The 24,257-nt window shown below is 66.6% G+C and carries 20 protein-coding genes and 3 pseudogenes; 4 read left to right on the forward strand and 19 right to left on the reverse strand.

The genetic code is table 11. The features are described 5' to 3' along the window. Window positions 1–10: 10 nt before the first annotated feature. Window positions 11–463, forward strand: coding sequence for a DapH/DapD/GlmU-related protein (locus ACPEE0_RS18250; RefSeq protein WP_133349451.1), 453 nt, complete (start codon window positions 11–13; stop codon window positions 461–463). Between the two features lie 2 nt (window positions 464–465). Here ACPEE0_RS18250 and ACPEE0_RS18255 read toward each other — a convergent pair whose 3' ends face one another. The 6 genes and pseudogenes from ACPEE0_RS18255 to ACPEE0_RS18280 form a co-directional block, all read right to left on the reverse strand. Beyond that, a complete protein-coding gene (locus ACPEE0_RS18255; RefSeq protein ID WP_424574994.1) occupies window positions 466–1,905 on the reverse strand; it encodes an MFS transporter in 1,440 nt (479 codons plus the stop codon). A 296-nt stretch (window positions 1,906–2,201) separates the two neighbouring features. After that, window positions 2,202–3,254: a LacI family DNA-binding transcriptional regulator gene (locus ACPEE0_RS18260; protein WP_424574995.1), complete on the reverse strand. Its 1,053-nt coding sequence runs from the start codon at window positions 3,252–3,254 to the stop codon at window positions 2,202–2,204. Beyond that, window positions 3,254–4,736 (reverse strand): annotated as a pseudogene (locus ACPEE0_RS18265) (glycoside hydrolase family 1 protein). Before ACPEE0_RS18265 ends, ACPEE0_RS18260 begins: the two are co-directional and overlap by 1 nt. Continuing rightward, the gene (locus tag ACPEE0_RS18270) at window positions 4,733–5,659 is read right to left on the reverse strand and encodes a carbohydrate ABC transporter permease (RefSeq protein ID WP_424574996.1); all 927 of its coding nucleotides are present in this window, start codon (window positions 5,657–5,659) and stop codon (window positions 4,733–4,735) included. Before ACPEE0_RS18270 ends, ACPEE0_RS18265 begins: the two are co-directional and overlap by 4 nt. After that, complete coding sequence (locus ACPEE0_RS18275) at window positions 5,656–6,648, reverse strand: carbohydrate ABC transporter permease (protein ID WP_424574997.1); 993 nt, start codon at window positions 6,646–6,648, stop codon at window positions 5,656–5,658. The genes ACPEE0_RS18270 and ACPEE0_RS18275 overlap by 4 nt, the downstream gene beginning before the upstream one ends. Window positions 6,649–6,650: 2 nt before the next feature. Next, a complete protein-coding gene (locus ACPEE0_RS18280; RefSeq protein WP_424574998.1) occupies window positions 6,651–7,943 on the reverse strand; it encodes an ABC transporter substrate-binding protein in 1,293 nt (430 codons plus the stop codon). Window positions 7,944–8,297: 354 nt separating this feature from the next. Here ACPEE0_RS18280 and ACPEE0_RS18285 point away from each other — a divergent pair. After that, window positions 8,298–10,207, forward strand: a pseudogene (locus ACPEE0_RS18285) (adenylyl cyclase). A gap of 86 nt (window positions 10,208–10,293) precedes the next feature. Here ACPEE0_RS18285 and ACPEE0_RS18290 read toward each other — a convergent pair. The 9 genes and pseudogenes from ACPEE0_RS18290 to ACPEE0_RS18330 form a co-directional block, all read right to left on the reverse strand. Next, a complete protein-coding gene (locus ACPEE0_RS18290) occupies window positions 10,294–11,343 on the reverse strand; it encodes a HoxN/HupN/NixA family nickel/cobalt transporter (RefSeq protein WP_424574999.1) in 1,050 nt (349 codons plus the stop codon). Beyond that, window positions 11,343–12,238, reverse strand: a pseudogene (locus tag ACPEE0_RS18295) (urease accessory protein UreD). The gene ACPEE0_RS18290 and the pseudogene ACPEE0_RS18295 overlap by 1 nt, the downstream one beginning before the upstream one ends. Before the next feature lie 47 nt (window positions 12,239–12,285). Then, on the reverse strand, window positions 12,286–12,903 hold the full coding sequence (ureG, locus tag ACPEE0_RS18300) for an urease accessory protein UreG (protein WP_424575000.1): 618 nt from the start codon (window positions 12,901–12,903) through the stop codon (window positions 12,286–12,288). 30 nt (window positions 12,904–12,933) lie between these two features. Continuing rightward, window positions 12,934–13,599, reverse strand: coding sequence for an urease accessory protein UreF (locus ACPEE0_RS18305; RefSeq protein WP_035753346.1), 666 nt, complete (start codon window positions 13,597–13,599; stop codon window positions 12,934–12,936). Window positions 13,600–13,816: 217 nt separating this feature from the next. Further along, entirely contained in the window at window positions 13,817–14,302 is a 486-nt protein-coding gene (gene ureE / locus ACPEE0_RS18310; protein WP_009358786.1) for an urease accessory protein UreE, read from the reverse strand. Window positions 14,303–14,333: 31 nt separating this feature from the next. Beyond that, complete coding sequence (gene ureC / locus ACPEE0_RS18315; protein ID WP_009358787.1) at window positions 14,334–16,064, reverse strand: urease subunit alpha; 1,731 nt, start codon at window positions 16,062–16,064, stop codon at window positions 14,334–14,336. Then, window positions 16,061–16,429 carry an urease subunit beta gene (locus ACPEE0_RS18320; RefSeq protein ID WP_009358788.1) on the reverse strand — a complete coding sequence of 123 codons (369 nt, stop codon included), beginning with the start codon at window positions 16,427–16,429 and terminating at the stop codon, window positions 16,061–16,063. The genes ureC and ACPEE0_RS18320 overlap by 4 nt, the downstream gene beginning before the upstream one ends. Window positions 16,430–16,438: 9 nt before the next feature. After that, window positions 16,439–16,741, reverse strand: a complete 303-nt coding sequence (locus tag ACPEE0_RS18325) for an urease subunit gamma (RefSeq protein ID WP_009358789.1) — start codon at window positions 16,739–16,741, stop codon at window positions 16,439–16,441. A 95-nt stretch (window positions 16,742–16,836) separates the two neighbouring features. After that, window positions 16,837–17,715: a LysR family transcriptional regulator gene (locus ACPEE0_RS18330; protein ID WP_009358790.1), complete on the reverse strand. Its 879-nt coding sequence runs from the start codon at window positions 17,713–17,715 to the stop codon at window positions 16,837–16,839. Window positions 17,716–17,835: 120 nt separating this feature from the next. On the opposite strand from ACPEE0_RS18330, the gene ACPEE0_RS18335 reads away from it, so the two are divergent. Both ACPEE0_RS18335 and ACPEE0_RS18340 read left to right on the forward strand, forming a co-directional pair. Further along, a complete protein-coding gene (locus ACPEE0_RS18335; protein WP_424575001.1) occupies window positions 17,836–18,990 on the forward strand; it encodes an FAD-dependent oxidoreductase in 1,155 nt (384 codons plus the stop codon). After that, on the forward strand, window positions 18,990–20,243 hold the full coding sequence (locus tag ACPEE0_RS18340) for an allantoate amidohydrolase (protein ID WP_424575002.1): 1,254 nt from the start codon (window positions 18,990–18,992) through the stop codon (window positions 20,241–20,243). Before ACPEE0_RS18335 ends, ACPEE0_RS18340 begins: the two co-directional genes overlap by 1 nt. A gap of 52 nt (window positions 20,244–20,295) precedes the next feature. Here ACPEE0_RS18340 and ACPEE0_RS18345 read toward each other — a convergent pair whose 3' ends face one another. The 4 genes from ACPEE0_RS18345 to ACPEE0_RS18360 all read right to left on the reverse strand — a co-directional run bounded on the left by ACPEE0_RS18345 (window position 20,296) and on the right by ACPEE0_RS18360 (window position 24,194). Beyond that, a complete protein-coding gene (locus ACPEE0_RS18345; RefSeq protein ID WP_133349486.1) occupies window positions 20,296–20,871 on the reverse strand; it encodes a cysteine hydrolase family protein in 576 nt (191 codons plus the stop codon). A 69-nt stretch (window positions 20,872–20,940) separates the two neighbouring features. Next, on the reverse strand, window positions 20,941–21,945 hold the full coding sequence (locus ACPEE0_RS18350; protein ID WP_354176659.1) for a LacI family DNA-binding transcriptional regulator: 1,005 nt from the start codon (window positions 21,943–21,945) through the stop codon (window positions 20,941–20,943). 94 nt (window positions 21,946–22,039) lie between these two features. Continuing rightward, on the reverse strand, window positions 22,040–22,624 hold the full coding sequence (locus ACPEE0_RS18355) for an HhH-GPD-type base excision DNA repair protein (protein WP_035753348.1): 585 nt from the start codon (window positions 22,622–22,624) through the stop codon (window positions 22,040–22,042). Window positions 22,625–22,703: 79 nt separating this feature from the next. Next, window positions 22,704–24,194 carry an alpha-N-arabinofuranosidase gene (locus ACPEE0_RS18360; RefSeq protein WP_354176668.1) on the reverse strand — a complete coding sequence of 497 codons (1,491 nt, stop codon included), beginning with the start codon at window positions 24,192–24,194 and terminating at the stop codon, window positions 22,704–22,706. Between the last annotated feature and the right edge of the window lie 63 nt (window positions 24,195–24,257).

The raw sequence follows: 24,257 nt of genomic DNA on the forward strand, positions 1-24,257 counted from the left end.
GAGGGATTTCATGAACGCGAAGTTTGAATCAGTTGAGGACGACGCCGGCAAGGTCACCCGCTACGTCCGGCGTGCCAACGGTGGCGGCCTGGTGGCTCCGGGCGCCACGGTTGCCGACAGCACCCGCATCGGCTCCATGACGTACGTCGAGAACGGTGCGCGGATCGGACACGGGTGCCGGATCGGGCACGGCAGCTGGATTGACCGTGACGCCACCATCGGCGACCGGACGGTGATCGGCGACGGCGTGCGCATCGGACGCGGCACGGTCATTGGAAACCGCGTGCACATTGGCAGCCACTCCCGGATCGGATCCAGCGTGCTCATCGAGCACGGTGTCCACCTGGAAGCTGACGCCATGGTGGCGGACGGCGAGCAGGTACTCGTTGACGCCCGCACGCCGGCCGCGGCCCGCGCCAGGCACCGGCAACACCGCAGGAGCAAAGGCAGGATTGCCGCCTGAGCTTAGCGGGCGCCGACAGGCTCGGACGGCGCAGGTTCCTGGGTCAGCATCATGGTGGAGGTGTCGATCCGGTCATCGGAGTCCTGGCCCGCCACCAGCTTTTCCGCCTCGGCCCGGCTGGTGACCACGGGCACCGATCCCAGGAGGGGGCGTGCCGCGGTCTCACGCATCTTCACCAGGGCCACCAGCGCCACCGCGGAAAAGAACATGACATAGAACGCCGGGGCGTACAGGTTGCCCGTTGTTTCGACCAGGATCTGGCTGACCAGGGGCGTGGTACCGCCGAAGATGGAAATGGAGAGGTTGTGGGTGACGCCCACAGAACCGAACCTCGATGCCGTGGGAAACAGCTCGGACATGACGGCGGCGGTCAGCGCCAGGAAAAAGGCGCACGGCAGCGCGACCATGAACATTGCCAGGTAAATCGACCACAGCGTCCCTAGCTGCATCAGGGCGAACGCCGGAACCAGCAGGACCAGGTTGCCGATAGTCGCAACGGCATAAATGGGACGGCGGCCGATGCGGTCAGACAGGCGTGCCACGAGTGGAATCATGGCGGCCAGGAGGACCAGCACCACCACAGCGGCAATGGCCGTATGCACAGCGTCCGATCCAACCTGCGTTTCCAGGTAGGTAGGCATGTAGCTCGTAAGCATGTAGCCGGAGCTGCCGTCGGCGGCAATGAGGGCACAGCCGATAACGATTTGCGGCCAGTAGTGCTTAATGATGTTTGGCAGGTTATGCCGGACAAAAATGGGGTCGACCTCCTGGGTACCGGCTTTCACGTGGGCCACTTCGAAGCTCGGCGATTCCGGCAGGCGGCGGCGGCGGACGATCGCCACGATGCCCAGGGGCAGGGCGATCAGGAACGGGATCCGCCAGCCCCCGTCCAGCATGGCGGAACTGCCCCACATGGAAGTGGTGACGGCCGTGGTGACGGCCACCATGCTGGCGCCTGCGGCGAACCCCAGCATGGATCCCGAATTCAGGAGCGAGGTCATGAAACCCCGGTTCTTGTCGGGCGAGAACTCGGAGATGTACGTGGCGGCACCGGAATACTCTCCGCCCGTGGAGAACCCTTGAAGCATCTTCAGAAAGTAGAGGGGAATGATGACCCACAGTCCCACCTCGCCTGCGGTGGGCAGCAACCCAATTCCGGTGGTGGCGGCGGCCATGATGGCCATCGTGGCGAAGAGCACCTTGCGGCGGCCGATCCTGTCGCCCAGCGGGCCAAGGATCATTCCGCCGAGGGGACGCACGATGAACGAGACTGCGAAACCCAGCAGCGTGACAAGCAGCCCCATCCGCTCGTCCATGCCCTCCGTGAAGACAGAAGTCATGGTCACCGCGAGGTAGCCGTAGACCCCGATGTCGTACCACTCGATGAAGTTGCCGACGCCTGCGCCCACCTGGGCCTTCCGCAGTTCGCCCTTATCAACCACGATGCAGTCTTCCACCCTCAGCCTTCGGGCAGTTTTTGGGCGCACTGAGCGCTGTTCTTTCGACGGTTCGAGCATCTTCGTCCTGTCTATGTACCGGATGACGGATCGGCAGGAGTACCGGCGGCGACACCGGAATCCCCCAAGGGAGGCTGGTAAGTATTGTGCCAGAAAGGCAAAGGCAGCCCGGCCGCCCCGGCACCCGGTTGTGACCTGAGCCTCCATTTTCCGCGTGGTTAGTCCGCCTCAGGACTGTTGCAATAGAAGCAACTTATCGCGTAATAATCATCGATCTCGCATCACGCCCGGGTGCTTTCGCGGATTACCAGCTCGGCGGGGTAGATCACCGGTTCCAGTTGCTGGTCCGGGTTTTCGATCGCGCGGATCAGGAGCTGCCCTGCCGTCACGGCCATATCCACCATCGGCTGGGTCACCGTGGTGAGGCCCAGGCCGTTGGCGGCGAGGAGGGAATGGTTGTCGAACCCCACGACGGCGACATCCTCCGGAACCCTCCGGCCCATTCCCCGCACCGTTTCAATGACACCCAGCGCCATCAGGTCCGAGGCGGCGAAAACTCCGTCAAGTTCCGGCGCGGCCGCCAAAAGGTTGCGTGCCGCTTCGGCGCCACCCGCCGTCGTGAAGTCCCCGTGGATGACCGGACCGGGCTGCAGTCCCGCTTCCCGGACGCCCTGCATCCATCCGTCCAGGCGGTCGACTGCCGCGGTCATGTCGGCGGGTCCTGCCACGGTGCCGAGCCGGGTGCGGCCGATGGCTGCCAGATGCCGCGCGGCAAGCCGGCCGCCCTCGCGGTTGTCCAGGTCCACGTAAGGGACACCGAAGCCCGCGGCCCACGGCCTGCCGATGAAGACTGTGGGCAGGCCGGTGGTGCCGAGGGTCTCCGCCCAGCCGTCCGCCTCGTGGAACGAGACCACGATCGCGCCGTCGACGTGCCCGCCGCGCAGGTACCGCATGGTCCGGGCGGAATCGTCCCCCGCCCGGGACATCAGCAGCACCAGCTGCATGTCAGTGTCCCTGAGGGCCTCGTTGACGCCGGTGATGACGGCGGCGAAGAAGGGGTCCATCATCACCCTTGCATCGGGTTCGGGGATGACCAGCGCAATGGATCCGGTGCGCCTGGTGACCAGGCTGCGGGCCGCACGGTTTGGTGTGTAACCAAGGGCAACGATTGCGGCGTCGACGGCGGCCTGGGCCTCCGGGCTGACCTTCAGTCCGCCATTAATCGCCCTGGACGCGGTGGAGCGGGACACTCCGGCCGCCGTGGCGAGGTCCTCAAGCGTGGGGCTGGGCCGCCCTGCCTGCAGGAGGGCGGAGCGGCGGGACTTTTCGTTCATCACACCGACAATACGACACCCTGCCCTGCCGGCGACACGGCGTTGCCGGCCGGAATTGCGTTGGAAGCCGCCACCGCCGAGTACCACAAGGCGCTGGCTTTCGGGATGCGTTCCTGGGTGGCATAGTCCACGCGGACCAGGCCAAAGCGCTGGTGGTAGCCGAAGGACCACTCGAAGTTGTCCAGCAGGGACCAGGCCAGGTATCCACGGACGTCCACGCCGTCCGCGATGGCGCCATGGACAGCTTCGAGGTGGGCTGCGAAGAACCCCAGCCGCTCCTGGTCGTCCACGAAGCCCGCTCCGTCCGGGACGTCATCGTAGGCTGCGCCGTTCTCGGTGATGTAGACGGGGATTCCGGCGGGGCCCGTGTACTCTGCCTGCAGCCGGTTGAGCAGGCGCCGCAGCCCCTCCGGCTGGACTTCCCAGCCCATTCCCGTCACCGGAAGGCCACGGGGCACCGACCGCGCGCCGTCGGCAGCCACGAACGGGGAGGACACCGGGCGGGCTGCCTGTCCGGGAACCGACGTCGTTTCCGGCGCCGCCTGTTCCCGGGGGTCTGCCGGGTCCATTGTGAGGGATTCCCCGTGGTAGTAGTTGACGCCGAGCAGGTCCAGGGGCGTGGAGATGATGTCCAGGTCCCCTTCGTGAATCAGGTCAGCCATTTCCAGGTGGGCAACGTCTGCCAGGAGGTCGGCCGGGTACTCCCCCCCGGAACAGCGGGTCGAGGAAGATCCGGTTGAACTGGCCGTCGATCCGCCGCGCTGCGTCCCGGTCGCCGTTGCTGGCCGGGTCGCGTGGATCGGCGACGGTCAGGTTCAGGGTGATGCCCAGCGATGCCTCGGCGTCCCGCCGGCGAAGTTCCCCGGCTGCCAGGCCGTGGCCGAGCAGGAGGTGGTGTGCAGCAGCAAGGGCGGCCCCGGGTTCCTGCCGGCCCGGCGCGTGGATTCCCGCCGCGTAGCCGAGAAACGCGGAGCACCACGGCTCGTTGAGGGTGGTCCAGATGCGGACCCTGTCCCCCAGCACGCTGTGCATGAGGGCCGCATAGTCGGCGAAGCGGTATGCCGTGTCCCGGCTGGCCCAGCCGCCCTGGTCTTCCAGCGCCTGGGGCAGGTCCCAGTGGTAGAGGGTCAGCCATGGTGTGATTCCGGCAGCCAGCAGCTCATCCACCAGGCGGGAGTAGAACGCGATCCCGTCCGGGTTGGGCGTGACGCCGTCGGGCATGCAGCGGGCCCAGGACGTGGAGAACCGGTAGGCCTTCATGTTCAACTGGCCCATGAGTGCCACGTCCTGCTTGTAGCGCCGGTAGTGGTCGCAGGCCACGTCGCCGTTGTGGCCGTCCGCCACGGCACCGGGCACCCGGGCGAACACGTCCCAGATGGAGTCCTGCCGCCCCCCGGTGTGTGCTGCGCCTTCGATCTGGTAGGCGGCTGTTGCCGCGCCCCAGAGAAAACCCTCCGGAAACGTACGTTGGGTGGGACTCATCCTTTAACTGCTCCTTGCATGATTCCAGATACGAGTTGCCGGCCTGCCGCGATGAACAGAAGCAGGAGCGGGATGGTGGCCAGGACGGCGCCGGCCAGGACCACGGAGTAGTCCACGAAGTGGGCCGCCTGCAGCAACTGCAGGGCCACCGGGAGGGTGGGGTTTGACGGGTCAAGGACGATGAACGGCCAGAAGAAGTTCGTCCAGGTGGCCACGAAGGTGAACAGCGCGAGCATGGCGGCAGCCGGACGGGCCGCCGGAAATCCGATGTGCCAGAAGGCCTGGATCATGGACGCCCCGTCCATCCGCACGGCCTCGATGAGTTCATCCGGAAGGGCGTCACGCAGGTATTGGGTCATCCAGAACACGCCGAAGGCCGTAACAATGCCCGGGACGATGACGGCCCAGAGTGAGCCGGTCCACCCGAGCTTGGACATCACGATGAACAGCGGGACCACGCCGAGCTGGGTAGGAACAGCCATGGTTGCGATGACAAACACCAGCAGCCCCTTGCTGCCGCGGAAGCGGAGCTTGGCAAAGGCGAATCCTGCAAGGGTGGAAAACACGACGACGGATGCCGCGGTCACGCACGAGACGATGAGGCTGTTGCCCATCGCCTTCCAGAACGGAATGCTGTCAAAGACTTTCGCTGCGTTCGCCAGGAAGTTCCCGCCGGGCAGCAGCGGAATGCCGCGGCTCAGCACGGTGTTGTCATGGCTGCCCACCAGGAAGGACCAATAGAGCGGAAAGAGGGACGCCAGGAGAACGGCACCCAGGAATCCGTAAGTAAGGAAGCCGGGCCTGCGGGCACTTCCGTGGCCGGACCTGCCACCCCTGCCACCCCTGGCACCCGGTCCCCGCCGCGCTGCCGCCCGGGCGGCCCCCTTCCCGGCGGTCTGCTCGATCATGGGAATGGAGCTCACTTGCGGCCTCCCTGGCTTGCGATGCGCTTGGTGATGAGGAAGTTGAGCAGGGCGATCAGGACGATGATCAGGAAGAGCAGCCACGCCACGGCAGAAGCCCTGCCGAAGTTGCGCTGGCCCCAGCCGAGTTCCCAGATGTACATGGTCAGCGTCTGCCACTGCCTGTCCGCGCCGCCCAGGCCGGACTGGTCAAAGACCCGCGGTTCGTCGAAAATCTGCAGGCCGCCGATGGTGGAGGTGATCACCACGAAGATCACTGTTGGCCGCAGCATGGGGACGGTCACGGAGAAGAACTGCCGCAGCCGGCCGGCGCCGTCGATCGTTGCCGCCTCGAACACATCCCGCGGGATGGCCTGCATCGCTGCAAGGAAGATCAGCGCGTTGTAGCCGGTCCAGCGGAAGTTGACCATGGAGGCGATGGCCAGGTGGCTGGCCACCGAGTCGGAATGCCACCGGACCGGGTCCAGCCCTGCCGCCTTCAACATCTCGTTGATCAGCCCGAACTGGTCTGCGAAGAGGTTGTTGAAGATCAGGCCCACCGCCACCGGCGCAACGACGAACGGGACCAGGACACCCATCCGCCAAAACGTCCTTGCCCTCAGGTTCGCATCCAGCACCGCCGCGATCACCAGGGCGATGACAACCTGGGGAACGGAGGACAGGATGAAGATACTGAAGGTGTTGCCCACCGCATTCCAGAAGTAGGGCTGGGCCACAACGAAGGCGTAGTTTTCCAGGCCCGTGAACTTGCCCTGCCCGCCAATGAGGTTCCAGTTGTGCAGGGAAACCCATGCCGTGTACACCAGCGGGAAGAGCCCCGTGAGGGCAAACAGGATAAAGAACGGTGAGATGTAGAGGTAGGGGGACACTTTCACGTCCCACTTGGAGGCCTGCTGCGAGAAAGCCAGGCGCCGGACACCCTTCGTGTCCGCCGGAGGCAGGGGCTGACGCCCGGCGCTCCGGGGCTTGACCCGGTCGGTGACAGCCATGCCTAGAGGGACTTCACGGCGGCGACGAACTTCTCCCAGGAGGAAGCGGCGTCGTCCGACTTGTCAACGTCCACACGCGTAAGGGCCTGCTGCATGGCGTCATTGATGGCGAAGTACTTGGTTCCCTTGAAAGGCGTGACCTCAACAGCCTTGGCACGTTCGGCGAAGATCTGGCCCGTGGGCGCGCCGTTGAAGAACGCATTCGTCTGGCCGAGCAGCTCGCTGCTTTCCAGCGCCTCCTTCTGGCTGGGGAAGGTGCCCTTGGCGGTGAAGGCCTTGATCTGCTGCTCGGGGGCTGTCAGCCAGCCTGCCAGCTTCTTGGCCTCCGCCTGGTGCTCGCCCTGGGTGGGAACCGTCAGGTAGGAGCCGCCCCAGTTTCCGCCGCCGCCGGGGAAGACGTTGGCCACGTCCCAGCCGGTGACCCCGGCTGCGTTGCCCTCAATGACACCGAGCATCCAACCCGGGCAGAGGGTTGTGGCGAAGGCACCCGTCTGGAAGCCGGAAGCCCAGTCATCGCTCCACTGGCTGAGGTGGGCGGACAACCCGTCCTCGGTAGAGGCTTTCAGGACCTGGTTATAAGTGTCCTTGACCTTCTGGTTCTCCGTGGCGATGACGGTGCCGTCTTCCTCCTCGTAGACCTTTTCCAGCTGGTTGCTCATGCCCTGGTAGATTGCCCCTGCGGAGTCGAACCAGGCGGAATCCGGGCTGGCGGCCTTGAAGGCCTTACCGGCTTCGAAGTAGCTGTCCCAGGTGGTGCCCAGCATTTTGGCCACTTCCCCGCGTTCGGAGGGCATGCCGGCCTTCTTGAGCAGTTCGGCGTTGTAGCAGACGGCCTCGGGGCCGGAGTCGGTGCCGTAGCCAAGAAGCTTGCCATCGTCGGTGGTGGCGGCCTCGGCCTTCCAGTCCAGCCAGCGGCCTTCCACTGCAGGGTCGCTCAAGTCCGCAAAACGGTCCGGGTACTCCAGGAGTTCGGGGAGCCAGTCAACCTCCACGGCCTCGATATCGGACAACCCCGAGCCGGCGGCCAGGCGGGTGGTGAGGTTGTCCCGTGCTTCGTTGGTGGTTGCCGCCTTCTTGTGCTCAATGGTCACGTTCGGGTTCAGCGCCTCGTATTCCTCAAAGAGCGCCTCGTAGCCGAACTCATTGAACGTTCCGACCGTGAGCGTCACGGGCTCGGATCCGGTGGCGCCGTTCACGCCGGCCTTCTCTGCGGATGAGGATCCGCAGCCCGTCAGGGACAGGGCCAGGCAGGCGGCGGCAGCCGAGAGCACGGAGAACTTACTGGGGTTTTTCACAGGGGAAGACTCCTTCGTCAAAAGATGCCCCATCGGTCCGCATGGACGGCCGGAGGCGGGAGGTGGAGCAGCCGGGCTGGACCGGGTGGCAGTCCATGGTGGGAGCGCTCTCACCACATGGTGTCCCACCTCACAGCAACTTGTCAAGGAAGAGTAGGAGCGCTCCCACCACCCTTGCCGGTGCTTCGTCACGGTGTTACGCTTCCCCGACGAGAGCGCTCCCACGGCCCATCATTTTCGCCGCCGTCCAGCCGTCTCACTGCATCCCACCGACGAACAGGACCAGCAATGCCGCTAGCCCACCCTCCCCATCCGCCACGCGCCGACCGCCCGGACCACCCCCACGTGCGGCGCATGAAGGGCCGCCGGGCCGCCGGCACGATGGTCCTCCTTGCCGGGCTGATTGGCAGCGGCGGAGGCCTGGCCGCCGCTGCGCCGGTCGCGCTGCAAGCACCGGCCGCAACCCAGGCATCGGCACCCCAGGCCCCCGCACCGGCTGCTTTTCCCGCCGCTCCTCCGGCTGTTCCCGAGGGCACGGAGCCGGACTTCGGCCCCAACGTCCGGATCTTCGACCCCAGCATGCCCGTGGCGGAAATCCAGGCAACTGTTGATGCCATCGCCGCACAGCAGGTGGACGATGAAATGGGCTCAAAACGCTACTCACTGCTGTTCAAGCCGGGAACCTACGGCACCGCGGCGGAGCCGCTCATCATCCAGGTGGGCTATTCCACGGAGGTTGCGGGCCTGGGGGCTTCTCCCACGGACGTCACCATCAATGGGCACGTGGACGTGTACAACCGCTGCCTCACCGCGGAGAACTGCATCGCACTGAACAACTTCTGGCGGTCCCTGTCCAACCTCACCATCAACGTCATGGGCCTCGAGGGCTGCCGCAGCTCGGCCAACTTCTGGGCGGCCTCGCAGGCGTCGCCCATGCGGCGGGTCAACATCACCGGCGGCAACCTCTCCCTCATGGACTACTGCACCGCCGGACCGCAGTACGCCAGCGGCGGCTTCATTTCCGATTCGAAGACGGGCGACGTCATCAACGGGTCGCAGCAGCAGTACTTCGTGCGCGACAGCAGCATCGGCAACTGGTCCAACGGGGTCTGGAACAGGTCTTCTCCGGAGTGGACGGGGCGCCGGCGCAGTCTTTCCCGAACCCGCCGTACACCACCTTGGCCAGCACTCCCATCAGCCGTGAGAAGCCCTACCTCACAGTGGACGGCGACGGCCGGTACAGTGTGTTCGTTCCGTCCGTCCGCACGGACTCGTCAGGAACCACCTGGGAAAACGGCCCGACGGCGGGCCGCAGCCTCCCCCTGTCCGAGTTCTACGTGGCCACCCCCTCGGACTCCGCCAAGACCATCAACGCCCAGCTGGCACGCGGCAAGAACCTCCTGCTCACCCCGGGGGTCTACGGCATTGATGAGAGCATCGAGGTCAAACGGGAAAACACCGTCGTCCTCGGGATGGGAATCGCCACCCTTACGGCGCTCAACGGAGCCGTCCCGCTGGCTGTCGCGGATGTTCCCGGCGTGGACATCGCCGCAGTCACAATAGATGCCGGCGAGGTCAATTCACCCGCCCTGCTGCGGATCGGCAAGGACCGCGACGGTGAGGGCAGCGGCGCCGCCAACTCTTCCGTGCGCAGTGATCCGGCCAACCCCACCACGCTCCACGACGTGTTCTTCCGCATCGGCGGTCCCCACGTGGGCAAGGCGTCAAACAGCCTCGAGGTCAACAGCGACAACGTCCTCCTGGACCACATCTGGGCCTGGCGTGCAGACCACGGCAACGGCGTGGGATGGACCACCAACACCGGTAAGAACGGCGTGATCATCAATGGCGACAACGTCACTGCCACAGGCCTGTTCGTGGAGCACTACCAGGAGTACAACGTCATCTGGAATGGTGAAAACGGCAAGACCATCTTCTTCCAGAATGAACTTCCCTATGACGCCCCCAACCAGGCCGCCTGGCAGCACGATGGGGTCCTGGGCTGGGCCGGCTACAAGATCGCAGACACCGTCAAAACCCACGAACTGTGGGGCGGCGGCAGCTATGTCTACAACAACGTGGACCCCACCATCCACGCAACCCGCGGCTTCGAGGTGCCGGTGACGCCAGGCGTGAAGCTGCACAGCCTGCTGACGGTCAACCTGGGAGCCGGCACGCTGGACCACGTCATCAATGACACCGGCGCACCGGTTTCCACGGACGCCGTCGGGGTTCCCAGCTACGTCCCGGAATTCGGCGGCTAGGCAGCTTCTGATCCGGACTTCTGGAGGTGCGGTGCAGGCCATCCGGCAGGCACCGCACCTTGCTGTTCCCGGATCACCATGAGCTATTACCCCTTCCGAACGCCCTGCTCCCGGAGTGCCGACGCACCCCACACCGCCAGCAGCAGTGCCACCAGCAGGAGGCCGGCGTCGCCCAGGTCAATAGAGCCGAGCCAGGCGGTCACCGGATCCTCCAGCGCGAACGCGGCATGGACAAAGCCGCCGAGCGTGACCACGGCAATGAACAGCGCGGACACGGCCGAAATCCCGGTCACCAGCGCATTGAAGCCCAGCTTCCGTTGGGGGTCGTCCAGCGCCGAGCGGTACATCCGCATCATGGCCACGCCGTTGAGGGAATCGCAGAGCGTCATCGCGGCAGCGAACGCCAGCGGCAGGGCAAGCAGGGTGAACGCCGGCACCCCGGCCAGCGATGCCGCCGTCGTCATTATCAGCAGCCCGATGGTGGTGGCGGTGTCGAAGCCAAGCCCGAAGAGGAAGCCGATCACGTAGATGTTCCGCGGCCGGCGCACCCGGGACAGCGGCCTGGCAAGGAGCCGCGCCACCAGGCCCTGGGGTTCCAGGTCGCGCGGATCGACGGCGGCACCCCTGCGTGCCCGGCGGTAGGCCCGCGCGGACCGGGCGAACGCGGAGCCGTTGAACAGGCCCATCGCCAGCAGGAACAGGCCGGACACGCCGCTGCCCACCAGCCCGAGGACCAGGTTCCCGGTGGACCCGTCCGCCATGAATTCGCCCACCACGGCCGCGCCCGCGATGACCAGCACCCCAGCCAGGGCCACCACCGAGCTGTGCCCCAGGCTGAACGCGAAGCCGACGCTGACCGGGTCCTGCCGCTGCGCCACGAACTTCCGCGTCGAGTTGTCGATGGCGGCCAGGTGGTCCCAGTCGTAGCTGTGCTTTACGCCGGCCAGGTAGGCGGTGAGGACCAGGCCCCAGGTGAGTGCCTCCGTCCCTGCCGCGCCGGCGTTTCCGGAGAGCAGGAGAACGACGGCGGCGGCGTGCAGGGCGGCCACGGCACCGAAAGTGAACAGTATCCGGGTCCGCAGCGGCAGCGTTTCCCGCTCCCGATACAGCGCGGTGATGGTTGTCAGGGCGGTCATCAGTGCTTCCTCAGGTTGAGCGGTCCCTGCCCCTGCCAGCGTTCCCGCAGGAGGTTGGTGCAGCCGGCAAGCAGGGAGTTCAGTTCCCCGGTGCTGTTGGACAGCGCACGCAGGACCAGGCCGGTGGTGCCGGCTGCGGGGCGGGTGAGGGAGACACCGGCCAGGGCGTCGTGTCCGGCTGTGAGCGCGTGCAGTTCGTCGGCGAGCGCCTGGTCCACGCGGGCGTCCACCACCACCAGTGATCCCAGATGACTGTAGCCCTCCATGAACCCCAGGCCTGTCACATCGCCCGCGGGTGGACGGATCAGCAGGTTGTCCAGCGCCAGCAGGTGGGTTCCTTCGTCTGTTTCGACCCGGATCTCGTTCCGCAGCCGGATTTCCTGGTACCGGAAGCCCGCCCCATCCGGCGACCAGCCCGGCGTCACCACTTCGGCCATCACCAGGGACGACGACGGCCGGACGGTCACGGAGGTGCGTTGCCGGTAGCTGGCCTCGCGGTAGGCGATGAGCTGGTCCGGCATCAGCTCCAGCCGCGCCCCCTCCCCCAGCCGCAGGTCCATCCGCTGCTCGGCAAACGACCCCGGAGTCCGATAAATCTTGGTAGCCGACTGCGTAGTCAGTAGCAGGTCAGCCCCATCCCCGACCTCAACATCCAGAAGAAACAAATCCGCCCAAGATAAGCCCCGCCAGGATTCACCACGACATAACAAACCTGCCCGGAATCATCCAGATAATGCGGCCGCAGAACCCGAAGAGCGCCCTCATGAAACTGATGCGAGGCAATTGACCGGCCACCCCGGAAACTGACGCCCAGCTCAAGCCGCCCCACAGGTGATTGACCCTGGGTTTCGACAAGCTCAACCACAGGTGGTTGAGCCTGTCGAAATCCACCCATCGGTGATCGATCCTGTCGAAATCCGACCTCCGTGTCCGCCGTCGTGCTCACTGGGCCAGGTCGAGCATCAGGACGTCGCGCCGGATCCAGTCGATGACCTTTTCAAGCCCTTCGTCGGTCTTGAGGTTGGTGAAGCAAAACGGCTTATCCCCTCTAAACTCCTTCGAATCCGTCTCCATTACATTCAAGTCCGCGCCGACGTGGGGGGCGAGGTCGGTTTTGTTGATGATGAAGAGGTCTGACTTGATCATGCCCTGGCCGGCTTTGCGGGGGATCTTCTCGCCCTGGGCCACGTCGATGATGTAGATGGAGAAGTCCACGAGTTCGGGGCTGAAGGTGGCGGAGAGGTTGTCGCCGCCGGATTCGACGAAGATCACCTGCAGGTCGGGGTGCCGGGCTTTGAGTTCCTCGATCGCTGCGGTGTTCATCGAGGTGTCCTCGCGGATGGCGGTGTGCGGGCAGCCGCCGGTTTCGACGCCGATGATCCGGTCGACGGGCAGGATGCCGTTGGCAGCAAGGATTTTGGCATCCTCGATGGTGTAGATGTCGTTGGTGATGGCGGCCATGGAGATGTCACCGCTCATGTGCCGGGTGAGCCGTTCCACGAGCTGCGTTTTACCGGCGCCCACGGGCCCGCCGATGCCGATCTTGATGGGTTCAGTCATGGTGTCCTCCTTGTGAATCCATGGGCACGGTCAGCTCATGAACATCCGGGCACGCTGGCGTTCGTGCCGCATTTGTGAAATTTCCAGTCCGGGGATGACGGCCCCGAAGTCGTCCGGCGTCAGGTGGGCGACCCGCTCGACGGCGGCAGCGACGTCGTCGTGCGCCTTCCGCAGCACGCGCTGCCCGGCGTTCTGGCCGAGCGGGATGGCGCGGACGGCGTTCTGCGTCAGCGAGGTGGCGGTAGCGAAAAGGTAGGCAGCGAGCGCCTCCTGCAGCGGCACTCCCAGCGAACGTGCGACGACGGCGAACGCCAGCGGCTGGTGTCCGGCGGCCCTGCCGGTGGTCACCAGGTCCCGGTACAGTTCCAGCTCCGCCGACGGAAAGACTTCCGCCCCGATCTCAAGCAGCCGGAGCCCCATTTTGGTGCTGGCCTCCCGGACCTGCCGCGGCAACAAAGACGCCGACAACGCAGCATCGAGCCCAACAACATCACCACCCTCATACAAGAACCGAATGGCAAGCCCATCCGAATACGTCAGCTGCTGCGAAACAAAAGCCGACAACCACACCCCAAAACCAGCCTCATCAAAAACGAGCCCCCGCTCGAGATAAGTCTCAAACCCAAAAGAGTGAGCAAAAGCCCCAGTAGGCAAAGCGGAATCCACAAGTTGCTGCAGAGCAAGCTGGTAACTCATTGCAGGCACCTCGACGACTGGTGACTTTTTGAATCGGCGGAGGCGGGAGATAGGGGCCGCGGCGTGGCGGGCCGCGCGGGGGGGCCCACTGGCGCAAGGGCCCCGACCCGAGCTTGCGAGGGTTGGGAGCGCCTGGGGACGGGCACGGCCCCTATCTCCCGCCGAAGCCCCCGCGTCGGCACCCAGGTCTCGACAGGCTCGACCACCGGGGGCGGTTTCAGTGACTGTGCTCAGCATGGCGGAAAGGTACGGGCATGACGCGTTCCTGCCGGGAGTAGGGCACTCCGGTGTGTTTGAGATAGTCCTCGACGGTGTGGTCGTAGGCGCAGACCATGACCTCGGCTTCATATTCAGACGATGTGTCGAAGAACTGTGCCTGCAGGTGCCGGTTGCCGAGGGAGTGGGCAGCGACCCCCATTTCGTGGATGGACCGGGGGGCGATGACCAGGACGTCGGTGGGCAGGACGGACACCACGATCATGTTGGAGTCTTCGACATGCAGGATGTCGCCGTCGCGGAGGTCGCCGGAGCCGGCGGGAAGGCGGATGCCGATTTCCTTGCCGTGGTCCGTGGTGGCGCGCTGGATGCGCTTGACCAGCTGGGCGCTGGGCAGCACCACCTTCTCGCGATGCAGGCCGGCGTAGGCTGCGAGGTCCGTTTCGGGCAGCTCGTGCAGGTTGCCGAGGACTTTGTCGATGATCACGGGGTTCTCCGGGGGCGTGAAAGGGGAAGGGCTAGAAGAGGAAGTAGCGCTGTGCCATGGGCAGGACGTCGGCGGGCTCGCAGGTGACGTCCTCGCCGTCGACCGTTACCTGGTAGGTCTCCGGGTCCACCTGGATGTCCGGCGTCGCGTCGTTGTATTTCAGGTCCGCCTTGGTGAGGGTGCGGATCCCGGAGACGGGCCGGATGACCTTCTCCAGCCCCAGCTCGCCCGGCACTCCGGCGTCAATGGCCGCCTGCGGGAGGAACGTGATGGAGCACTGCTGCACCGCCTTCCCGTGGGCCCCGAACATGGGCCGCATGGTCCGCGGCTGCGGGGTGGGGATGGACGCGTTGGCGTCGCCCATCAGGGCATACGCGATCTGCCCGCCCTTGATCACCAACTCCGGTTTAACGCCAAAGAAGGCAGGGTCCCACAGCACCAGGTCCGCGAACTTGCCCTCCTCAACGGAGCCGACGGCGTCCGCGATGCCCTGGGCGATGGCCGGGTTGATCGTGTACTTGGCCACGTAGCGTTTGAGCCGGAAGTTGTCGCTGCCGGCGGAGCCGTGCGCGCCGCCGTCGTCATCTGCCAGCACACCGCGCTGCTTCTTCATCTTGTCCGCCACCTGCCAGGTGCGGGTGATCACCTCACCCACGCGTCCCATGGCCTGGGAGTCGGAGGAGGTGATGGAGAAGATGCCCAGGTCCTGCAGGACGTCCTCGGCGGCGATGGTCTCGGCCCGGATGCGGGAATCGGCGAAGGCAACGTCCTCGGGGATGTCCGGGTTGAGGTGGTGGCAGACCATCAGCATGTCCAGGTGCTCTTCGATGGTGTTGCGCGTGTACGGCAGCGTGGGGTTGGTGGACGCGGGCAGGACGTTGGGCATGCCCGCGATCTTGATGATGTCCGGGGCGTGGCCGCCGCCGGCACCTTCGGTGTGGAAGGTGTGGATGACGCGGCCGCCGATGGCCCGGATAGTGTCCTCCACGAAGCCGCACTCGTTGAGGGTGTCAGTGTGGATGGCCACCTGGACGTCGTACTCGTCCGCCACCTTCAGCGAGGTGTCGATGGAGGAGTGCGTGGCGCCCCAGTCCTCGTGGACCTTCAGCCCGATGGCGCCGGCACGGATCTGTTCGGCCAGCGGTTCGACGGCGGACGCGTGGCCTTTGCCGAGCAGGCCGATGTTCATGGGGAAGCCCTCGGCCGCCTGCAGCATCCGTTGGATGTGCCATTTCCCGGGGGTGACGGTGGTGGCCTTGGTTCCTTCGGCCGGGCCGGTGCCGCCGCCGATCATGGTGGTCACGCCACTCGTGAGTGCGGCGGCCACCTGGTCCGGGGAGATGAAGTGGATGTGGGTGTCCACTCCCCCGGCGGTGAGGATCTTGCGTTCCCCGGCGATGATCTCCGTGCTCGCTCCGATCACGATATCCACGCCGTCCGTGATCTGGGGGTTGCCGGCCTTGCCGATCCTGAAGATGTGGCCGTCCCTGAGCGCCACGTCCGCTTTGTAGATGCCGGTGTAGTCCAGGATGACGGCGTTGGTGATAACGGTGTCCGGAACGTCCTCATCGCGGACCGCCTGGCCGTTCTGGCCCATGCCGTCCCGGATCACCTTGCCGCCGCCGAACACCACCTCCTCGCCGTAGACGGTGAGGTCTTTCTCGATTTCGAGGAACAGTTCCGTGTCCGCCAGGCGGATGGCGTCACCCGTCGTCGGGCCGTAAAGGTCGGCGTACTGCCGTCGTGGCATCTCGAAGCTCACTGCTGGTCCCCTTCCGCTGCGGCACCCGGCCGGGCCGGGCTGCCAAGGTGCGTGCCGCCGTCGAGTTTCCCGTTGACCGCGTTGCTGAGCCCGTGGACTTCGCGGGTGCCGGCGAGTTCGATCAGCCGGACGCTGCGCGAGTCGCCGGGTTCGAACCGGGCCGCGGTTCCGGCCGGGATGTCCAGCCGGCGGCCGTAGGCTGCCTGCCGGTCAAAGGCCAGGGCAGGGTTTGCCTCGGCGAAGTGGAAGTGCGAGCCCACCTGGACCGGCCGGTCACCGGTATTCACCACCTCGACGTCGATGGCCTCGCGCGCGGCGTTGGCCGTTACCGGCTCGGGCCGCAGGATGTATTCTCCGGGAATCATGGGGCGCCCCTAACGGATCGGGTCGTGGACAGTAACAAGCTTGGTGCCGTCCGGGAATGTCGCCTCGACCTGGACGTCATGGATCATCTCGGGAACGCCTTCCATCACGTCTTCGCGGGTGAGCAGGGTGGTTCCGTAGCTCATGAGTTCGGCCACGCTGCGGCCGTCCCGGGCGCCCTCGATCAGCTCATAGCTGATGATGGCCACCGCCTCCGGGTAGTTCAGCTTGAGCCCCCGTGCCTGCCGCCGCCGGGCGAGGTCGGCCGCCACGACGATCAGAAGCTTTTCCTGCTCACGGGGCATCAGATGCATAGGGTTCCCTTCAACGGCCTTCAGGACGGCGTGGGACCCAGAGTAGGCGGCGAACGTTTCCGCCACGTTTCCGCCATGTCATGGCGGGCCTTCGCTCAGTCCGGCACATGCCCTTTCAGGCATGCCACGAAGTCGTCGACCACCGGGGAAGGGTGCAAGGGCCGCGCTACGTGGAGTTCCGTCTGGGGCCGCCCGGCCAGCCGGCGCGTGGTCACACCCGGCATCTGGAACCGCTCCACGGATTCAGGCAGCACGGACATGCCCAGCCCGGCGGCCACCAGGCCAAGGACCGTTTCCTGGTGGATGGCCTGCTGCACGACGGCGGGGGGCACCGCGAGCGGTTCGAACAGCCGCAGGACCCGGGACACGAAGCCCGGCATCAGGCGGTACGGGAAAAGGATCATGGGCTCGCCCTCGAGGTCCTCCGGCCGGATCTCCTCCTGCCCGGCGAGGGGGTGGTTTTCCGGGATGACCGCCACCAGGTCCTCGGTGCCGAGCAGTTCGAGGTGGAGGCCGGGCACGTCCCCCGGGTCGCGGACCAGGCCGACGTCGAGATCGCCGTCAAGCAGCTGTTCGATCTGTTCGCCGCTGGTGAGCGGGTGCAGCACCAGGTCCACCCGTGGCCGGTGCCGGCGGAAGGCGCGCAGTGCCTCGGGGACGGTGGTGTAGCTCGCGGAGCTGACGAAGCCCACCTTGACCTTGCCGCTCTTTCCGGCGGCGACGTCGGCAACGTCGCCCGCCGCGGCATCCAACTCCGCCACGGCCGCGCGGGCCCTGTCCCTGAACGCCTCGCCAGCGGCTGTCAGGGTGACGCGGCGGGTGGTGCGGTCGAACAGCTGCACGCCAAGCTCACGTTCCAGGCCCTTGACGGCGACGGTCAGGGGCGGCTGGGTGATGTGCAGGCGCTCGGCCGCCCTGCCGAAGTGCAGCTCGTCAGCGACGACGAGGAAGTACCGCAGCTGCCGGAGCTCCATGAGGATTCTTTCGATAGACGCTAATAATCACTAGTCAAATGATATTGGACGCAGCATCTTTCCGGATGGGTTACTGGACGCAGAGCACGAACCACCGTCACTGCATCAAGGAGCCATCCCATGGACTCGATCGAGTACGCCGTCGTCGGGGCGGGGCTGTCCGGAGCAGCCACCGCCTGGCACCTTGCCGTCCGCGGCCACGGCGTTGCCCTGCTGGAACGCACCACCCCCGCCAACGACGCCGGAAGTTCCCATGGCTCCGCCCGGATCTTCCGCTACGCCTACCCCGAGGAGTTCTACACCGGCCTGGTCCAGGAGGCCAAGGCCGGCTGGGACGAACTGGCACGCCTCAGCGGCAAGCAGCTCATCACCCCCACCGGAGCCGTCGACTACGGCGCCATCCGCCAGCCCGAACGCCTCGCCGCAGTGCTGGCCAGCCGCGGCATCGACCACGAACTCCTCACCCCCGCCGAAGCAGGCCGCCGCTGGCCCCAGATCGCTTTCGACACCCCAGTGCTGTGGCACCCGGACGCCGGCGTGATCGACGCCCACGAATCCGTCGCCGCCATGGTGGACCAGGCAGTGACTAATGGCGCGGCACTCCGCACCAACTGGGCCGTCGCCTCCATCGCCGGCTCAGCCGGCGCCTACGTCCTGACCTCGGAGGACGGCCGGACCCTGCGCGCCGCGAACGTCATCGTCGCCGCGGGCGGCTGGCTGCCCCGGCTGCTGGGGTCGCTGGCGCTGCCGTCGTCCTTCCTGGCCGGGATGCCGCCCATCGAGGTCCGCCAGGAACAGGCCTACCACTTCCCCTATGCCGACGGCACAGACCCCTCCACCTGGCCCACGTTCATCCACAAACGCGAGGGCTGGCAGGCCTACGGCCTGCCCGGCGGCCGTGACGCCGGCTTCCGCGGCCAGAAGGTCGCCGAATACAACGGCGGCAAAATCCTGCCCTCCGCCGCTGACCAGGACGGCAGGATCAGTGCCGACAACCGCCGGCGGGTCATCGACTACGTCGCGCAATACCTCCCCGGCCTGGTGCCCGAACCGTACGCCGAAACCACCTGCCTGTTCACCAACACCCCCACCGAAGACTTCATCCTGGACCGGGCGGACGGCATCACCATCCTCTCCCCCTGCTCCGGCCACGGCGCCAAGTTCGCCCCGCTGATCGGGAAATTTGCGGCAGACCTCGCCACCGGCGCAGGACAAGTCCCGGACCAGTTCCGGCTCGCGGCCCAGGCCCACGGCACGGCAGTGGCGGCCCACTGATGGCGCAGACGATCGAACCCGAGCCGCTGGCCACCGCTCCGACGGCGACCGTGACCGGCCTGATGGCTGAAATTTCCGCCGTCGGAACGGATGCCCTCCGCGGCGGCTACACCCGCCCGGTGTACTCCACCGCAGAGCTGGACCTGCGCAGCTGGTTCACCGAGCAGGCCCAAAAGCGCGGCCTGTCCGTGGAAACCGACCGCAACGGCGCCATCTGGGCCTGGTGGGACATCCCCGGCGGGGACCGCAGCAACAGCCTGGTCACCGGCAGCCACCTTGACTCTGTCCCCGGCGGCGGACCCTTCGACGGCCCGCTCGGCATCGCCTCCGCCCTGGTCGCCGTGGACATCCTCAAAGCCCGGATCGCCACCCCGCCGCGCCCGCTCGCCGTCGTCGTGTTCCCCGAGGAGGAAGGCTCCCGCTTCGGCGTCGCCTGCCTCGGCTCCCGGCTTCTGACCGGCGCCATCGACCCGGACAAAGCCCGGAACCTGCGGGACCCCGACGGTTCAACCTTCGCCGACGTCGCACGCGCCAATGGACTGGACCCGCGCCACGTCGGCAAAGACGAACAACTCCTGGGCCGGATCGGCGCCTTCGTGGAACTGCACGTCGAACAGGGCCGGGGACTGATCGACCTGGACCAGCCTGTGGCAATCGGCTCGTCCATCCTCGGGCACGGACGCTGGCGCCTGAGCGTCCACGGCCAGGGCAACCACGCCGGCACCACCCTCATGGCCGACCGGCACGACCCCATGGTCGCAGCCTCCCGCATGGTGGTCGCCGTGCGGGACATTGCCCGGAAACAGCCCCACGCCCGCGCCACCGTCGGCAGGCTGCAGCCCGTTCCCGGCGGAACCAACGTCATCGCCTCCCGCGTGGACTTCTGGCTGGACGTCCGCCACCCCAACGACGCCGTCACCGCCGCCCTCGTGGAAAGCATCCACCTGCAGGCCCGGGTCATCGCCGCCGAGGAAGGCTGCCGCGTGGAACTCCGCGAGGAGTCGCTGAGCCCCACCGTCCATTTCGATCCAGGACTGCAGAAGGACCTCCAGCTCGCCCTGCCGGACGCACCCGTCCTGGACACCGGGGCAGGACACGACGCCGGCGTCCTCGCAGCCCACGTCCCCACCGCCATGGTTTTCGTCCGCAACCCCAGCGGCGTATCCCATTCGCCCGAAGAACACGTGCTGGACGAGGACGCCGAAACAGGCGCGCAAACCCTTGCCGACGCACTCCACGGGCTGATGGCCTGACCACCCTGTTAAGGCGCGACGGCGGCACGCGCGGACGTGCAGCCGTCGCGCCTTACCTCGTGCGCCCCTCTGCCGACGCTTCCTGCAGCCTGGCCACGATCTCGTCAGTGGACTGGACGGGCTGGCGGTAGGTGGTGGAGAGGATGCGCAACATGTCCTCGGCGTCCTTGGTGTCCTCGGAGGCCATGGCGTCCTTGGCGTAGGTGACGCGGATGTTGTGGGCGAAGGCGTCCGCGCCGGTCTGGGCGATGCAGTTGTGGGTGGAGACGCCCGCCAGCACCACTTCGTCGGCACCCCAGTTCCGCAGCCGGGACAGCAGGTTGGTGCCCACAAAGGCGCTGTCGCGGGTCTTGTTGAGCTGGGGCAGGCCGTCCTTTGCCAGGCCCGGAACGGCCTCGGCCTGCTTGCTGCCGCGGAAGATGAAGCCCTGGTCGTCGTCGAGCATGTTCAGCGTCCAGGTGGACTTGTCGCGCTCATGCTCCGTGCCCACCAGCAACGCCTTGTGGCCGGTAGAGGTGAAAGCCTCCAACAACCGGTTGCAGGAGGCAACCAGCCGGTCCTGCCGGGCGGCCAGTTCCGGTGCTTCGAAGTATGCGTTCTGCATGTCGATGACCAGGAGGGCAATCATGGGGCACCTTTCCGTCTGTTGAACCGGTGCCAAAACCGTACCCGCCGGCGGCGCTGATGAAACTTGTAGCTACGGAGCAGACTCCCGGATCTTCAGCTCGAAGCCGGCCTCAATGTGAACGCCCTGCCCGGCGGTTTCCCGGCCGGCGAGGCGGTCCAGCAGCAGGGTGATGGACCGCTCGGCGATCTCATCCATACCCGGCGAAACGGTGGTCAGGGACGGCGAGGCGAACCGCGCCTCATCGATGTCGTCAAAGCCCGCCACGGCCACATCCTGCGGTACCCGAAGCCCGCGGATCAGCAGTTCGTGCAGGGCCCCCAGCGCCAGCACGTCGTTCAGGCCGAAGACGGCATCGAACTGCACCCCGCTGTCCAGCAGGCCGGCCACAGCACCGGCCCCGCCGTCCCGGCGCCACACACCGGAGGCTATCAGGGCGGGATCGAAGGCGACCCCTGCCTGTTCCAGTGCCCGCCGGTACCCGTTGAGCCGCAGCCCGGCACTGCCGGCCGACTCTTCCGGGCTGGCCCCGAGCACCGCAATGCGACGGCGGCCGCTGTTCAGCAGATGCTTGGTGAGTGCCGCGGCGGCTTCCTCGTTCTTCATGGTGACCAGGTCAAAGCGCGGGTCCATGATGTGCTCGCCGAGCATGACCAGGGGTTTCTTGCCCGCGCGTTCGGCGATGGCGTCGGCGTCGATGGACAGCGGGGTGAACAGCAGTCCGTCGGTGAGCTGGCGGAACGGGCCGCGGAGGGCGTTCAGTTCCGCCTCCGACTGTGCGTCGGACTGCTCCACCAGGACACGGTAGCCGCGCCGGGACGCAGCCTTCATCAGCTTCGCCGCCAATTCGGCATAGTAGGGAGCGGCAAGGTCGGACAGGACCAGCCCCAGCATGGAAGTCTTGCCGGACCGCAGGCTCCGGGCCGTCAGGTTGGCTTCGTAGCCCAGCTCGGCGATGGCGTCCTGCACCCGCTGCTTGGTGGCAGGACGGATGAACTCATAGTCGTTCAGGACGTTGGAGACGGTCTTCAGCGACACCCCCGCCGCCCTTGCAACGTCGTTCATGGTGACCGCCATCATGGCTCCTTCGTGTGGTTCTGCCGGGTTCTGCGATACATCGTTGCAGAAAACACCGCGGGTACGGCAACCCGCCGCCACGAAGGAGGGAAGGTCAGCCCTTCGCCTTCTTCGCGGCAGCCTTGGCGGCCTGCTTGCTGGCGCGCACCTTGACCAGGGACTCCGGATCCACGATGTCCGCGACGGACAGGAAGGCACCCTCCTCGCCGTAGTGGCCTGCCGCTTCCTGCCAGCCGGGCGCCTGGAGGCCGCGCTGCTTGCCGAGCAGGGCCAGGAAAATCCTGGCTTTCTGGTCGCCAAAGCCGGGCAGCGCCTTCAGCCTGCGCAGCACCTCCGCGCCGTCCGGATTGCCCTGCGTCCAGATCGCGGCGGCGTCACCGCCCCAGTCGTTCTGCACCGCCTCGGCCAGCGCCTGGACGCGTGCGGCCATGGAGCCCGGGAACCGGTGGACCGCCGGCCGCTCCTTGAACATCTCAACAAAGGCCTGCGGATCGTGCGCCGCGATGGCCTCCGGCTTCAGGGAGCCGATCCGGGTCCTGATCTTCTCCGGCCCGGCGAACGCGGATTCCATGGTCACCTGCTGGTCCAGCAGCATTCCGGTCAAGAGCGCAAAGTCATCCTCGCTCAACAACTTATCGGCGGCGGGATCACCCGTGATGTGCAGTTCCATGCCGTCCATCCTCCCAGAGGTTGCCGCAGACGCCAGCGGGGCGCGGAATTGTTGCCTTCCGCGCCCCGCTGGGGGCATCCGCCTGCTGCTACTTGCCGACGGCGAGCCGGATCATCGACCAGGACACGGCAGGAAGCTCCGCGGTGAGGCGGCCGCCGTCGGCCTTTGCCGTGACGTTCTCAGCGGGCAGGACGGAGGTGGAATCATCCGCCGTTGCCTGCCAGTAGGGGTCCTTGTTGGCGTAGGTGAGGGCCTCCACAACCTGAACGTTGCCGAACGCGGACACCGCGGCGTCCAGCCGCAGCGCGTCCGTCGCCGAGCGGTTGACGGCGAACACCACCGCCTCCCCCTTTTCGGCGTCGTAGGTTGCGACGGCGGACACCGCGGCAACGTCCGTCGTCTTGCCCCCGCTGACCAGGGGGGATTCGACGGCGAGCTGCAGCACGGTGCCGGACGCGTGGCGGGAGGTCAGGGCGAACGGGTGGAAGGTGGTCTGCTTCCAGGCACGCCCGCCCGGTTCGGTCATGATGGGGGCGATGACGTTCACCAGCTGCGCCAGGCTTGCCGAGTGCACCCGGTCCGTGTTGCGGAGCAGCGTGATCAGCAGGTCCCCGACCACCACGGCGTCCGCCACGGTGTAAATGTCCTCCAGCAGCACGGGGGCCACCGGCCAGTCCTTGCCGCTGGGCGCCTTGGACTCGCCGCGGCTCATGTGCCAGACGTTCCACTCGTCGAAGGAGATGTTGATCTGCTTGCCGGACTTCCTGACCGACTTCACGTGGTCGATGTGGGCAACGATGTCGCGGATGAACGCGTCCATCTTGTGTCCGGCGGCAAGGTGTTCCTGCAGGTCGCCGAAGTCCTCGAAGTACTGGTGGGCCGAGACCAGGTCCACGAGGTCGTAGGTCTCGCTGAGCACCACGCGCTCCCACTCGCCGAACGTCGGCATGGTGGGCCCGGAGCTGCCGCAGGCCACCAGTTCAAGGTCCGGATCCAGCATGCGCATTCCCCGGGCGGTGTCCGCCGCGAGCCGGCCGTACTCGTGGGCGCTCTTGTGGCCGATCTGCCAGGGGCCGTCCATCTCGTTGCCCAGGCACCACATCTTGATGCCGTAGCCCTTTTCGGCGCCGTTGGCCCGGCGCTGGTCCGAGAAGGCCGTCCCGCCGTCGATGTTGCAATACTCCAGCAGGTCCAGCGCCTCCTGGGTTCCGCGGGTGCCGAGGTTGACGGCCATCATGGTCTCCACGCCTGCCTTGGCGGACCATTTGGCGAACTCGTCCACGCCCACCAGGTTGGGGTCGCTGGAGTGCCAGGCGAGGTCCAGCCGCACCGGCCGCTGCTCCACCGGGCCCACGCCGTCCTCCCAGCGGTAGCCGGACACGAAGTTGCCGCCCGGGTACCGCACCGTGGATACCCCCAGTTCGCGGGTGAGTTCCAGGACGTCCCCGCGGAAGCCGTCCCGGTCCGCCGTCGGGTGCTCCGGCTCAAAGATGCCGGTGTACACGCAGCGGCCAAGATGCTCCACGAAGGCGCCGAAAGTGCGCCGCCGGACCGGCCCCACCACGAAGGCGGGATCCATGGTGATCTTCGCCGCGGCTGATTCTGCTGTGGTCACGAAAGATTCCTCACTCCATTTTTTACA

Origin of the sequence: Arthrobacter sp. SD76, assembly GCF_049726125.1 — a bacterium.
Classification (GTDB): Bacteria; Actinomycetota; Actinomycetes; order Actinomycetales; family Micrococcaceae; genus Arthrobacter; species Arthrobacter nitrophenolicus.